The following is a 12,956-nucleotide window of genomic DNA, read 5'->3' as shown; positions in this document are numbered from 1 at the left end:
CAGGAAGAGGTATGTCTTTAACCCGAAAACGGCGCAGTACCGGCAAAGTGACACTCGCCGATGTCGCACAGCTTGCCGGTGTGGGCACCATGACCGTGTCCCGTGCACTCCGCACGCCTGAACAGGTTTCCGATAAACTGCGAGAAAAAATCGAAAGCGCAGTACAAGAGCTGGGATACATGCCCAATCTCGCGGCCAGCGCGCTGGCGTCGGCATCATCGTGGACGATTGCGATGGTGGTTCCTAATCTCTCTGAAGCGGGTTGCTCGGAGATGTTTGCCGGGCTACAGCAGGTGCTACAGCCTGCCGGATACCAGATTATGCTGGCGGAATCCCAGCATCGTCTTGAACAGGAAGAGAAGTTGCTCGAAACGCTGCTGGCCTCGAATATTGCCGCCGCTATTTTGCTCAGCGTTGAACATACTGACACTGTCCGCCACTGGCTGAAAAATTCCTCCATCCCGGTGATGGAGATAGGGGCGATGCGCGCCGATCCTCTCGATATGAACATCGGTATAGATAACGTCGCGGCCATGTACGAGCTCACGGAGATGGTCATTAGGCGGGGCTATCAGAACATTGGCATACTATGTGCTAACCAGGAACAGTGGATCTTCCAGCAACACCTTCAGGGCTGGTACAAAGCGATGCTGCGCCACCATATGTCGCCAAACAGGGTGATTAACGCCGCCATGCCGCCGAGCTTTTCCACGGGGGCCGCTCAGCTACCGGAGTTTTTACTGGCGTGGCCGGAGCTGGATGCGCTGGTGTGTGTTGCCGATGAACTGGCCTGCGGCGTGCTCTATGAGTGCCAGCGCAGACGCATCAAAGTGCCGGACGACCTTGCCGTGGTGGGGTTTGGCGATAGCGACGTTAGCCGCGTTTGTCAGCCGCCGCTGACCACGATGGCAGTTCCGCATCGTAAGATTGGTATTGAAGCGGGCAAAGCGCTGCTGGAACGTTTGCATGACGGAGACTGGCGCGACCATAAACCTATCGCGTCCAGCCTGTGCGTGAGGGAGAGTTGTTAAGGCTTATTCAGCCTCTTCCTCTTTTGCCGGTTTATTTTCTGGTTTAGTGGATTCGTTTTTGGCGTTGCGGGTCATCCACAGCGCCAGCGCTTTTAGCGAATCCGGCGTGAACTCGTCGCAACGCGCGGTAATCTCTTCCGGCGTCATCCAGCTAACTTCACTCACCTCTTCTTCCTGCAGCGCGAAAGGCCCGTGGGAGACGCAGCTGAAAAGCCCGCCCCAGACGCGGCAATTTTCGTCCTCGAAATAGAACTGACCGTGCTCAGCGAACGGCACGCCGGCGATACCTAACTCTTCTTCTGCCTCACGACGGGCGGAATCCAGCAGCACTTCATCCGCCTGGACGACGCCGCCGGCGGTGGCATCCAGCATACCCGGCAGAAAATCTTTGCTGTCCGTGCGACGCTGGACCAGAATTTTGCCCATACCGTCATGCACCACGATATAGGTCGCGCGGTGACGCAAACGCTCTGCACGCATTTGTTCGCGGCTGGCCTGCGCGATCACTTCATTCTCTTCGCTGACAATGTCAACCCACTCTGTACTTGCCAAATGACTCTGCTCCACCATCGGGAAACCTTCTCGTCTAAGCGCTCTTTCGGCGCGTTTGCAGTTGAGGTGTAACTTACGGATTAATCGCTACCTGCGCAATAACTTGCTGATCATTAAGTGCGATTACGCTAAAGGTATTCTCATCGAATAGGCCATAGCTCGCCGGATACCCGCCTTTGGGGATACTGACCGAACCAGGGTTAACGTGATAAATCTCCCCGCGTTTTTCCGCAACCGGAATATGAGTATGACCGTAAACCAGGACATCGCCAGCCGCGAGCGCAGGCAGAGTATCCGGGCCATAAAGATGACCATGCGTTAAAAACAGACGGCAATTTTTCAACAGCACCTGCTGCCAGGGCGCAGTCAGCGGAAAATGCAGTAGCATCTGGTCCACTTCACTGTCGCAGTTGCCGCGAACGGCAATAATTCGTGAGGCGTATTGGTTGAGCGTTTCCGCCACCTGCGCAGGGTTGTAGCCTTCCGGCAGGGCATTTCGTGGGCCATGGTTTAACACATCACCCAGCAGCACCAGCCACTGCGCCTCGCTTTCGGCAAACAGAGCAAGAATACGCTCGGTTGCGAGCAGCGATCCATGGATATCCGACGCAAACATTAGTTTCATCAGTGTTTCCTCAGAAAAAACGGCCCCTATCATACCTGAAGCCCCGAACCTTATCAGCCAGCACGCTTAGCGGAGAGTGCCACATAGCGCTGTACCGAAGCCCGCTGCCACTGGAATACGGCATAGTCCACCAGCCGTTGCGGCACGTGGTCGCCGTTAAGGATCAGGCGGTTTAGCATCAGCGCCAGGTCAGTATCTGCAATACACCACTCGCCAAACAGATTTGCGTTGCCGTGCGCAAGCAGCGCGGAGGCGGTTTCAATCAGCTTTTGCGCGCTTGCATGGCCTTCAGCGCTCAGCGCAGGCTTTTTCACGCCGGCAAACACCACATCGGTTGAGCGTTCAATGCGGACAGGCACCAGATCGCTGCGCAACCACGCCTGGATCTGACGCGCGCGGGCGCGTTTCTGCCGATCGTGTGGATAGATCCGTTCCCACTCCGGCGGCGCAAAACGATCTTCAAGGTATTCATCGATCGCCGAAGATTCACTCAGTTGAAAGCCTTCAATATCCACGACCGGCACGCGTCGGGTCAGGGCGTACCCTTGCCACTGCGGATTGAGGTGCTCGCCACCGTTTAAATCAACCGTTTTCAGGGTAAACGTCAGCCCTTTTTCGGCCAGCGCCACGTAAACGCTCAACGCATAGGGTGAAAAATAGCGGGAATCTGACCACAGGGTAATTGCAGGCTGGTGCATAACATCCTCATTAACCGATCGCTTTTCACTCAACATATAACCTCTTTATGCCGCTGTCACTTGATCAAAACTCATGATTTACAACAGGCACTATACTGATTTTTATGGCATCACCTTTCACACTGACAGGAGTTGAAAATGATCGACCTTTACTATGCCCCTACCCCAAACGGCCATAAAATCACCCTTTTTCTTGAAGAAGCCGAGCTGGAGTATCGCATCATTCGCGTCGAAATCAGTAAAGGCGATCAGTTCAGACCGGTTTTTCTGGCGATATCGCCCAATAATAAAATTCCGGCCATTATCGATAACCTGCCGGAAGACGGCGGCAAACCACTGAGTCTTTTTGAATCCGGGGAGATTTTGCTTTATCTGGCGGAGAAAACCGGCAAATTGCTCAGCGGCGAACTGCGCGAACGCCACCAGACGCTGCAATGGCTTTTCTGGCAGACGAGCGGCTTCGGTCCGATGCTCGGACAAAATCATCACTTTACCGCCTTTGCCCCGCAGCCTATCCCTTACGCTATCGAGCGTTATCAGGTTGAAACACAGCGGCTGTATGGCGTCCTCAACCGTCGGCTGGAGAAAACGCCGTGGCTCGGCGGCGACCATTACAGCATTGCCGATATCGCCTGCTGGCCGTGGGTGAATAGCCATGAGCGTCACCGTATCGATTTAGCGTCTTACCCTGCGGTGAACAATTGGTTTGAGCGCATTCGCAACCGCCCGGCCACCGAACGCGCGATGCAAAAAATCCAGCAGATTTAACTCTGCGCCTGGTTGGGCGCACGCGTTGCGCTCATGTATTATGGGGAGGAAATACTGACCCGGAGAAGACCTGCAATGTCCCAGCAAGACGCTGTTATTCGTATAAAAAACTTACGCCTGCGCACCTTTATTGGCATCAAAGAGGAAGAGATTGCCAACCGTCAGGATATCGTGGTGAATGTGGCGATCCACTACCCGGCCGACAGGGCGCGCGCGAGCGAAGATATCAATGACGCCCTGAACTATCGCACCATTACCAAAAGCATCATCCAGTACGTTGAAAACAACCGTTTCTTTTTACTTGAAAAATTAACTCAGGATGTGCTCGATATCGCACGCGAACACCAGTGGGTCACCTATGCTGAAGTTGAGATCGATAAACTCCACGCCCTGCGTTATGCCGATTCCGTCTCAATGACGTTAAGCTGGCAGCGCGAGGCGTAAAACCAGGAGAGTGTATGAAGATTCTGCTGACCGGCGGTACGGGCCTGATTGGTCGTCATCTCGTTCTTCGCCTGCAGTCGTTGCAACACGACATCACCGTGGTCACGCGCAGCCCTGAAAAAGCACGTCGGGTGCTGGGCGCCGGGATCGTCTTCTGGAAAGGACTGTCCGGGCAGCAGGATCTTGACGGTTTTGACGCCGTCATTAACCTCGCGGGCGAACCGATTGCGGATAAACGCTGGAGCGAGGCGCAAAAGCAGCGCTTGTGCAGCAGCCGCTGGACCCTCACCGAAAGGCTGGTTGAGCTTATCCGTAACAGCCACACCCCGCCGTCGGTGTTGATTTCGGGCTCCGCGACGGGATATTACGGCGACCTCGGCGAGGTGGTGGTGACCGAAGAGGAGCCGCCGCACAATGAGTTTACCCATAAACTCTGCGCCCAGTGGGAACGCCTCGCCTGCGCCGCGCAAAGCGATAATACGCGCGTCTGCCTGCTGCGTACCGGCGTGGTACTGGCGTCAGAAGGCGGTATTCTGGGCAAAATGCTTCCCCCCTTCAGGCTGGGTCTCGGCGGGCCAATCGGTAACGGCCGTCAGTATCTTGCCTGGATCCACATCGACGATATGGTGAACGGTATTCTCTGGCTGCTGGATAACGACCTGCGCGGACCATTTAATATGGTTTCACCCTATCCGGTGCGTAATGAGCAGTTTGCCCATGCGTTAGGGCGCGCTCTGCGCCGTCCGGCGGTGCTGCGCGTGCCCGCGTCGGTGATACGGCTGTTAATGGGGGAATCATCGGTGCTGGTGCTGGGCGGACAACGCGCGCTGCCGAAACGGCTGGAAGCGGCCGGGTTTGCGTTCCGCTGGTATGATGTAGACGAGGCGCTGGGGAATGTGGTTCAGTGAGTATGTTACTGTCAGATGAAACCCCGCTCGGCGATATTGGTTTGCAAATCAGCGCGGAAAACGCTGAAAAGGCGGATATTGGCGATACCGTCGTGCCTGCCGGTTAGAGAAAGCCGGATTTGTACGCACGCAGGTGCTGGTGAAGGCGTACGAGATTGACGGCGTGTATTTTGACGACTGGGTGTATCGGCTGGAGTACGGTGCGGTCTGACGCCCTCTCCTGCAGGGAGAGGGCGAAAGGCAAAACTACTTTAACGATCCCTTCAGGAATTGCTGCAGACGCAAGCTTTGCGGGTTGGCTAATACCTCATCCGGATGCCCCTGCTCTTCGATTTTACCCTGATGCAGGAAAATGACATGGTTAGAGACGTTTCGGGCAAAGCCCATCTCGTGCGTCACCACCACCATCGTTTTGCCCTCTTCGGCCAGCTTCTGCATGATGCGCAGCACCTCCCCGACGAGTTCCGGATCCAGCGCCGAGGTCGGCTCGTCGAACAGGAGTACTTCCGGTTCCATTGCCAGCGCACGGGCGATAGAGACGCGCTGCTGCTGGCCGCCGGACAAGTGCACCGGGTACTTCATCTGCTGACGCTCGTCGATACCCACTTTCGCCAGGTATTTCACCGCTCGCTCGCGGGCTTCGTGCTTGCTCAGGCCCAGCACCTGAATCGGCGCTTCCATTACATTCTCCAGCACCGTCATATGGCTCCAGAGGTTGAAATGCTGGAAAACCATCGTCAGCCGCGTACGCAGCAGGCGCAGTTGATGCTTATCCGCCACCTTAAGCTGGCCATCCTTATCCCGCACCAGGTTGATGTTCTGCCCGCTCACCGTGATCGAGCCTTCGCTCGGTTTTTCGAGGAAATTAATGCAGCGCAGGAAGGTGCTTTTACCGGAACCGGATGAGCCGATAATACTGATCACGTCGCCCGCGTTAGCCTGCAGCGACACCCCTTTTAGCACTTCATGTTCGCCGTAGCGCTTGTGCAAGTCGATAACGTTAAGTTTATTCTCAGCCATCATAATTCTCAGTGCGTCGAAGACGGTTTTATGTGCTGCAACCAGCGTTTTTCAGCCTTACGGAACAGGCTAATCAGGACCCAGGAGATCATCAAGTAAAGCACTGCTGCAATGCCAAACGCGGTAAACGGCTGGTAGGTAGCGGAGTTGATATCGCGCGCGATTTTCAGTAAGTCCGGCACCGTCGCGGTAAAAGCCAGCGCGGTCGAGTGCAGCATCAAAATCACTTCGTTGCTGTACGCAGGCAGCGAGATACGCAGCGCTGAAGGCAGAATAATGCAGCGATAGAGCTTCACCGAAGAGAAGCCGTACGCGCGCCCCGCCTCGATTTCACCGTAAGGCACGGCGCGGATGGCGCCGGCGAAAATTTCGGTGGTATAGGCGCAGGTATTAAGCGTCAACGCCAGCAACGTACAGTTCAAACCACTGCGGAAGAAGGCGTTCAGCATCTCGGTGCCTTTCACGATCTCCAGCGTATACATTCCTGAGTAGAATACCAACAGTTGCACGTACAGCGGCGTGCCGCGGAATACGTAGGTGAACAGCCAGACAGGGAAGCGAATGAATTTGTTATTCGATACGCGACCAATGGCGAGAAACACCGCCAGAATGCCGCCCATCACCACGGAAGCAATCAGCAGCCACAGGGTGATCGCCACACCGGTAAAGCGATAACCATCTGTCCACAGCAGCGATTTCCAGTACTCCTGAATAATCTCAATCACAGGTCAGCCCTCTTCACACCCACGGAGTAGCGACGTTCGAGCAGCAGTAGCACACCATTGGAGACCGTCGTAAAGACCAGATAGATTACGCCACACACCACCGCAAAGTAGAACGGCTCCCAGGTACTCTTACCTGCCAGTTGGGTCGCTTTGACCACATCTTCCAGACCCAACAGCGAGACCAGGGCGGTAGCTTTGAGGATAACCTGCCAGTTGTTGCCGATGCCTGGCAGCGCGTAACGCATCATGGCCGGAAACATGATTCGGCGAAACGTCTGCGCGGCGGTAAAACCAAACGCGGTAGCCGCTTCAATGTGCCCATTCGGCACCGCCATATACGCGCCGCGAAAGGTTTCAGTGAAGTACGCGCCGTAGATAAAGCCGAGGGTAATAATACCGGCCACCATCGGGTCGATATCAATCTGCGTCATGCCAATAGCGTCCGTTACGCCGTTTAGCGCAATCTGCAGACCGTAAAAGATCAGCAGCATCAGCACCAGGTCGGGAACGCCGCGAATCAGCGTGGTATAGGCTTCAAACACCATAGCCAGCGGTTTATTCGCCGACAGTTTCGCCCCCGCGCCCACCAGGCCTATCAGTACCGCCAGTACCACGGAGCTTAATGCCAGCTCAAGGGTGACGAGCGCGCCTTGTAAAATAACGCCAGAAAATCCATACAGCATAGCGCGTGCCCTGTCGTATCGTGAATGGTGGAACCGTGTCTTTTCCCCTCCTGCACGAGGAGGGGCTGCACGTTATCAGACGGGGGAATTAGCCGCCGTAAACATTAAAATTGAAGTATTTTTTCGCCAGCTTGTCGTACGTACCGTCAGCACGCATCTCGGCAAAGGCTTTATTCAGCGCTTCGCGCAGTTCGTTGTCTTCTTTACGCAGACCCATACCGGTGCCCACCCCAAAGAGTTTTTCGTCCTTGATGGACGGACCGCCGAACGTGTAATTTTTCCCGACAGGCTGTTTTAGGAAGCCTTCGCTTGCGGCAACTTCATCCTGGAATGCGGCATCGATACGGCCAGCCGTCAGGTCAGCGTAGATATTTTCCTGGCCCTGATAAGAGACGATTTCAATCCCGTTTGGCGCCCAGTGTTCTTTACCGTAGGTTTCCTGGGTTGTGCCCTGCAGCACGCCCACGCGTTTACCTTTCAGCGATTCAACCGTTGGCTGAATGTCAGCGTCATTCGCCACCACCAGACGGGAATCTGCCGCGTACATTTTGTCGGTAAAAGCAATCTCCTGCTGGCGTTTTTCTGTGATGGAGAGAGAAGACATGATCACATCAATTTTTTTGGCTTTAAGCGAGGGGATCAGCGCATCCAGCGGGTTCTCAACGTAGGTACACTGCACATTAAGGCGCTTGCACAGCTCGTTGGCAATATCGATGTCAAAACCGACCAGTTCCCCTTTAGAATTCTTCGATTCGAACGGGGCATAGGTAGGGTCGGTACCAATACGAATTTTTTGCGGAATTGCAGCAAACGCCGCACTGACGCTGGAAACGGCCAGCACCAGAGAAAGTGACAAAATCAGTTTTTTCATATCTGTCCTCAACAAACCGGATTCTTACGGGATTTTTACGACGACGGGGTGGCGTTAATGTGCCATTAATCCCCTTCTTAAGGCAAAAGATAATGCCCAAACGATGGGATTTTTTGCATCGGGAGTGCTTAACTATGCACTCATGGCGCAATTAATCGCCAATGCGCACTAAAATGGTTCACACGCACCCGCAACGCACCATGACGGCTCGCCATCATGGTGCAGTCCCGTCAGCGACAGTCAGTCGCCGTAGACGTTGAAGTCGAAGTATTTCTTCGCCAGTTTGTCGTAGGTACCGTCTTTACGCAGCTCCGTAAAGGCTTTATCAAAGGCTGCTTTCAGCTCGGTATCATCCTTGCGCAGACCAATACCGGTGCCATCGCCAAAGTATTTCTTGTCCTTGACTGACGGGCCCGCAAAGGCGAATTCTTTACCCGCAGGCTGCTTCAGGAAGCCTTCGCTCGCCGCGACTTCATCCTGGAATGCCGCATCCAGACGGCCTGCCGCGAGATCGGAGTAGATCAGATCCTGGTTCTGATAAGCCACCACATCTACCCCTTGTTCACGCCAGTGGGCATTGGCGAACGCTTCCTGAGTAGAGCCCTGCAGCACGCCGACGTGCTTGCCTTTTAGCGACGCGATCGTCGGCTGGATCGGCGAGCCTTTGGCGGCAATCAGACGCGAGTCTGCGGCATAAAGTTTTTCAGAGAAGGCAATCTCCTGCTGACGCTTCTCGGTAATAGAAAGAGAGGAGAGGATAGCGTCGATTTTTTTGGCTTTCAGCGACGGGATCAGCGCGTCGAAATCGCTGCCCACCCACGTGCACTTCACTTCCATGCGTTTGCACATCTCATTTCCCAGATCGATATCAAAGCCAACGAACTCGCCTTTGGCATCTTTGGAAGAGAATGGCGCGTAGGTGGCGTCGGTACCGATACGAACCGTCTGTGGCAGTGCCGCATAGCTACCTGCTGCTGCACTTAACCCCACGAGCAAAGACAAAGCCAGAACCGTCTTCTTCATACATTTACCCTCAAATACCGTGATTTTATTATGGTTTGCGTTGTGTTGTGTTGCAGGCTTCTCTTGCAGGTCTTATGCCACATTGCCGTCGGATCAAAACTTTGACGTTAAATATGTTAATAAAACGTTGCGATGTTGCCTTTATGAGGAAAGATAGCAGGTCTGCCGAACGAACCGCAGAGAGAGATGGGGAAAAAACGAATTAAATGTCGAGGATATGATCGCGCTTGCAGATTTGCCCTGAAACAGGGCAACGTGTCTTTTTATGCACCCGCTCAGGCGCCCTGCCAGCGGGTAAAGAGATCTTCCGGCAGGTCGATATCAAACTGGTCCAGCACGCGGTTAACCGTCTGATTAACCACCTCATCTACAGATGACGGCCGATGGTAGAACGCCGGGACCGGCGGCATAATCACCGCGCCTAATTCGGCGGCCTGGGTCATTAAACGCAGGTGCCCGAGGTGCAGCGGCGTCTCCCGTACGCACAGCACCAGCGGACGACGCTCCTTTAACACGACGTCTGCAGCGCGTGTCACCAGCGTATCGGTATAGCTGTTGACAATGCCGGAGAGGGTTTTGATTGAGCAAGGCAGGATAACCATGCCTGCGGTTTTGAACGAGCCTGAAGAGATACTGGCGGCAATATCACGGGCATCATGCACTACATCCGCCAGCGACTGCACCTCACGCAGGGAGAAGTCCGTTTCAAGCGAGAGCGTCTGACGCGCCGCCTGGCTCATCACCAGATGGGTTTCCACCTCAGCGACGTCGCGCGCTATCTGCAACAGGCGCACGCCATAAATGGCCCCGCTGGCCCCGCTGATCCCTACAATGAGTCGTTTCACCATGATTGCCTCTTTAACGTAATGGCGCAAACTTTGCCGGATTACCGTGCCGGACGCAACTGTGCGTGCCCCCTCCCGCTGCCAGAGCTTTCACGGATAACCAACCGTACGGGCTGCAGCAGATTTCTCTCTCCCTGCTCATTGCTCAGCAGGCGAAACGCATCGCGCCCAAGCTCACGTTTATCAATAGCCACCGTCGTCAGCGGCGGATGCGCCCAGGAGGCAGCATCAATATCATCGAAACCCACAATGGCGATATCATCGGGCACGTTTAGCCCCTTACGGGCACACGCCCGCATCGCGACCAGCGCGGCCACGTCGTTATACGCAAAGATAGCATCTGGCGGCCGGGGCAGCGCAAGCAGACCGTCCATTCCCTCAACCAGCGCCTGTTCAATATCTTTAACTGGCGGGGTTTCTACCCGATACGCCGCCGATAACGTCAAGCCAGCATCAAACAGCGCCTGCTGATACCCTTCCACGCGCTGGCGAATACTGTAGTGATGTAATGACTGGCCCAAAAAGGCGATGCGTTTTCTGCCCTGCTGGATAAGGTGCCGGGTTGCGACAAATCCGCCGTGGAAGTTATCCGGGTTAACACAGGGAAAATCAGCGGCCCAAAGGTCGACCAGCGTCGTCGGCAGCGCCAGTGTACGGATAGCATCCAGGATTTCCGGCTCCAGAAAGCCCGCGCAAATCAGCGCATCAGGCTGATGCAGATTCACCAGTTCAGCAACAGGATCATCTGGCCCTATCGGCTGAAAGCTCATGGCGACCTCATTTTCACGGCAGGCATCGGCAACGCCCAGCATAACGGATGAATAAAACGGTAATGCGCTGGCGATGTTGTGCTGTTTATGGAGCAAAAACAGTAGCCGCTTTATGCGCCCGTTACGCAAGCGACTGAAGTCATAGCCTTCCGCCTGGGCAACGGCGAGGATGCGCTGTCGGGTCGCTTCGCTCAGGCCCGGCTGCCCTTTCAGCGCTCGCGAGACGGCCGCAATCGACACACCGCTCGCCGTGGCAATATCTTTGATACGTGTTTTTTTCACCATCGCGACCGTTACCTTCTGCCTACCGCATCCCATTCACTAAAAATATATTACCCGTTGCCACGGTAAAACCCCATGCCAATGGCTCTCCCCGGGCAAAAAAAGTGATAAATATCACTTTAAATTAATTATTTCTAGTAAAAATAGAGATCATTTTCACAAGCGCACATCAAGGTTATGTACCACAACATCAAGCCAGATCTATGCTCAAAACCGTTCTTTTTTTTACGAAAAAGTCAGAGAAATGTCGTAATGGCTTGCTAAACACTCGCGACTTGCCAGGCATAGGGGGATAGGTTATGGCTACTGTCGATTTTCCGGAAAGTGATGTGCAGAGTACGGCCGATGCGGGAGAAACCCTCTCCACGCGCGAAAAAATCGGTTACGGGCTTGGAGATGCGGGTGGGCATTGCATCTCTGATTTAATCAGCGGCTTTCTCCTTTTTTTCTATACCGACGTCTTTGGTCTCAGCCCGGCTATAGTCGGCGCGATGTTTTTGATCCTCAGGATTTTCGACGCCATTTCCGACCCGGTGATGGGGGTGATTGCCGATCGCACCCGCACCCGCTGGGGGCGTTTTCGTCCGTGGCAATTGTGGATTGCCGTACCGCTTGGCGTGATAGGGATACTCACCTTTACCGTGCCGGACATGAGCCCAAACCTGAAAATCGTCTGGGCTTTTGGCACTTACCTGCTGCTCTCCGTGGGCTATACCGCCATCAACGTTCCGTACTGTGCATTGATCAACGCCATGACCAACCGCCACGATCAGGTGATGTCTTGCCAGTCATGGCGCTTTGTTTTAAGCGGTATTGCCGGTTTTCTGGTGGCCGTGGGCCTGCCGTGGATGGTGTCCTTCTTCGGACAAGGCAATCTGGCAAAAGGCTATCAGTACGGTGTGACGGTGCTGTGCACCCTTGGCGTCGTGATGTTCTTACTCTGCTTCTTGTGGGTAAAGGAGCGTGTGCCGCTCTCGCTTGCGGGCAACGCTACCCTGCGCCAGCATTTACAAGGCCTGCGTAAAAACGATCAGTTGCTGATGATGCTGGTGATGTCCTTCCTGCTGGTCAATATTTTGTGCATCCGCGGCGGCGGGTATATGTATTTCATCTCCTGGGCCCTGCAGGGTAGCGCAGGATATATGTCGCTGTTTTTTGCCGTTGTCACCGTGGCGGCCATTATCGGGGCCATCGTCGTCAACCTGCTCTCCCGCTATATTGATATGGTTAAACTCTATTTCTCTACCAACCTGGTTCTCGTCGCCTTTGGCGTGGCGATGGTTTTCCTCCCCACCGGGCCTCAGCACCAGACGCTGTGGCTGATCTCTATTTTAGTAAACAATATCGTGCTGGGATTCACCCTCCCTCTGCATTTCTCCATTATGGCGTTTGCCGATGACTACGGTGAATGGAAGAACGGCGTGCGCTCTTCCGGAATGAATTTCGCCTTCAACCTCTTTTTCATCAAACTCTCCTGGGCCTCTTCCGGTGGGATAATCAGTCTTATCCTGATAATGGTCGCCTATCGCCCCGGGCTGGAAAACCAGACCACGTCGTCAATTGAAGGGATCACTCTCCTGCAAAGCCTTATTCCGGCATTTTTCCATCTTGTACTGGCCCTGTGTCTGCTGAAGTGCAGCCTGAATAAAACCATGATGCAACGTATTGCCAGCGATCTTCACCATCGTCATACACACATTTCCTGAGGTAA

At 54.5% G+C, this 12,956-nt stretch carries 15 protein-coding genes and 1 pseudogene; 6 read left to right on the top strand and 10 right to left on the bottom strand.

Annotated elements, in window-relative coordinates:
* Positions 1-11: 11 nt before the first annotated feature.
* The gene (locus tag NL510_RS07630) at positions 12-1,031 is read left to right on the top strand and encodes a LacI family DNA-binding transcriptional regulator (protein WP_253383161.1); all 1,020 of its coding nucleotides are present in this window, start codon (positions 12-14) and stop codon (positions 1,029-1,031) included.
* Between the two features lie 3 nt (positions 1,032-1,034).
* Here NL510_RS07630 and yfcD read toward each other — a convergent pair whose 3' ends face one another.
* The 3 genes from yfcD to yfcF are packed head-to-tail and all read right to left on the bottom strand — an operon-like array spanning position 1,035 to position 2,906.
* Complete coding sequence (gene yfcD / locus NL510_RS07625) at positions 1,035-1,601, bottom strand: NUDIX hydrolase YfcD (RefSeq protein WP_253383159.1); 567 nt, start codon at positions 1,599-1,601, stop codon at positions 1,035-1,037.
* A gap of 55 nt (positions 1,602-1,656) precedes the next feature.
* A complete protein-coding gene (gene yfcE / locus NL510_RS07620) occupies positions 1,657-2,208 on the bottom strand; it encodes a phosphodiesterase (protein WP_253383157.1) in 552 nt (183 codons plus the stop codon).
* A gap of 53 nt (positions 2,209-2,261) precedes the next feature.
* Positions 2,262-2,906, bottom strand: coding sequence for a glutathione transferase (yfcF, locus tag NL510_RS07615; RefSeq protein WP_253383155.1), 645 nt, complete (start codon positions 2,904-2,906; stop codon positions 2,262-2,264).
* 138 nt (positions 2,907-3,044) lie between these two features.
* On the opposite strand from yfcF, the gene yfcG reads away from it, so the two are divergent.
* The 4 genes and pseudogenes from yfcG to NL510_RS07595 form a co-directional block, all read left to right on the top strand.
* Positions 3,045-3,674: a GSH-dependent disulfide bond oxidoreductase gene (gene yfcG, locus NL510_RS07610; RefSeq protein ID WP_253383147.1), complete on the top strand. Its 630-nt coding sequence runs from the start codon at positions 3,045-3,047 to the stop codon at positions 3,672-3,674.
* Positions 3,675-3,749: 75 nt separating this feature from the next.
* Complete coding sequence (folX, locus tag NL510_RS07605) at positions 3,750-4,118, top strand: dihydroneopterin triphosphate 2'-epimerase (RefSeq protein WP_253383145.1); 369 nt, start codon at positions 3,750-3,752, stop codon at positions 4,116-4,118.
* Positions 4,119-4,132: 14 nt separating this feature from the next.
* On the top strand, positions 4,133-5,026 hold the full coding sequence (locus NL510_RS07600; RefSeq protein WP_253383142.1) for a TIGR01777 family oxidoreductase: 894 nt from the start codon (positions 4,133-4,135) through the stop codon (positions 5,024-5,026).
* Positions 5,027-5,040: 14 nt separating this feature from the next.
* Positions 5,041-5,237 (top strand): annotated as a pseudogene (locus NL510_RS07595) (GNAT family N-acetyltransferase); the annotation flags it as partial.
* Positions 5,238-5,272: 35 nt separating this feature from the next.
* Here NL510_RS07595 and hisP read toward each other — a convergent pair.
* The 7 genes from hisP to NL510_RS07560 all read right to left on the bottom strand — a co-directional run bounded on the left by hisP (position 5,273) and on the right by NL510_RS07560 (position 11,248).
* Positions 5,273-6,046, bottom strand: coding sequence for a histidine ABC transporter ATP-binding protein HisP (hisP, locus tag NL510_RS07590; RefSeq protein ID WP_253384802.1), 774 nt, complete (start codon positions 6,044-6,046; stop codon positions 5,273-5,275).
* A gap of 8 nt (positions 6,047-6,054) precedes the next feature.
* Positions 6,055-6,771, bottom strand: a complete 717-nt coding sequence (locus NL510_RS07585) for an ABC transporter permease (protein ID WP_253383140.1) — start codon at positions 6,769-6,771, stop codon at positions 6,055-6,057.
* Positions 6,768-7,454, bottom strand: a complete 687-nt coding sequence (locus NL510_RS07580; RefSeq protein WP_253383131.1) for a histidine ABC transporter permease HisQ — start codon at positions 7,452-7,454, stop codon at positions 6,768-6,770. The genes NL510_RS07585 and NL510_RS07580 overlap by 4 nt, the downstream gene beginning before the upstream one ends.
* A gap of 88 nt (positions 7,455-7,542) precedes the next feature.
* Positions 7,543-8,325: a histidine ABC transporter substrate-binding protein HisJ gene (hisJ, locus tag NL510_RS07575; protein ID WP_253383129.1), complete on the bottom strand. Its 783-nt coding sequence runs from the start codon at positions 8,323-8,325 to the stop codon at positions 7,543-7,545.
* Between the two features lie 240 nt (positions 8,326-8,565).
* Positions 8,566-9,348, bottom strand: a complete 783-nt coding sequence (gene argT, locus NL510_RS07570) for a lysine/arginine/ornithine ABC transporter substrate-binding protein ArgT (RefSeq protein WP_253383128.1) — start codon at positions 9,346-9,348, stop codon at positions 8,566-8,568.
* A 275-nt stretch (positions 9,349-9,623) separates the two neighbouring features.
* Entirely contained in the window at positions 9,624-10,193 is a 570-nt protein-coding gene (locus NL510_RS07565) for a UbiX family flavin prenyltransferase (RefSeq protein WP_253384800.1), read from the bottom strand.
* Positions 10,194-10,234: 41 nt separating this feature from the next.
* Positions 10,235-11,248, bottom strand: a complete 1,014-nt coding sequence (locus NL510_RS07560) for a LacI family DNA-binding transcriptional regulator (protein ID WP_253383126.1) — start codon at positions 11,246-11,248, stop codon at positions 10,235-10,237.
* A gap of 296 nt (positions 11,249-11,544) precedes the next feature.
* Between NL510_RS07560 and NL510_RS07555 the strand changes: the two genes are divergently transcribed.
* The gene (locus NL510_RS07555; protein WP_253383124.1) at positions 11,545-12,951 is read left to right on the top strand and encodes an MFS transporter; all 1,407 of its coding nucleotides are present in this window, start codon (positions 11,545-11,547) and stop codon (positions 12,949-12,951) included.
* Positions 12,952-12,956: the final 5 nt, after the last annotated feature.

Origin of the sequence: unidentified bacterial endosymbiont, assembly GCF_918797525.1 — a bacterium.
Lineage (GTDB): Bacteria > Pseudomonadota > Gammaproteobacteria > Enterobacterales > Enterobacteriaceae > Enterobacter.
This window is presented reverse-complemented; position numbering and strand designations above follow the sequence as displayed.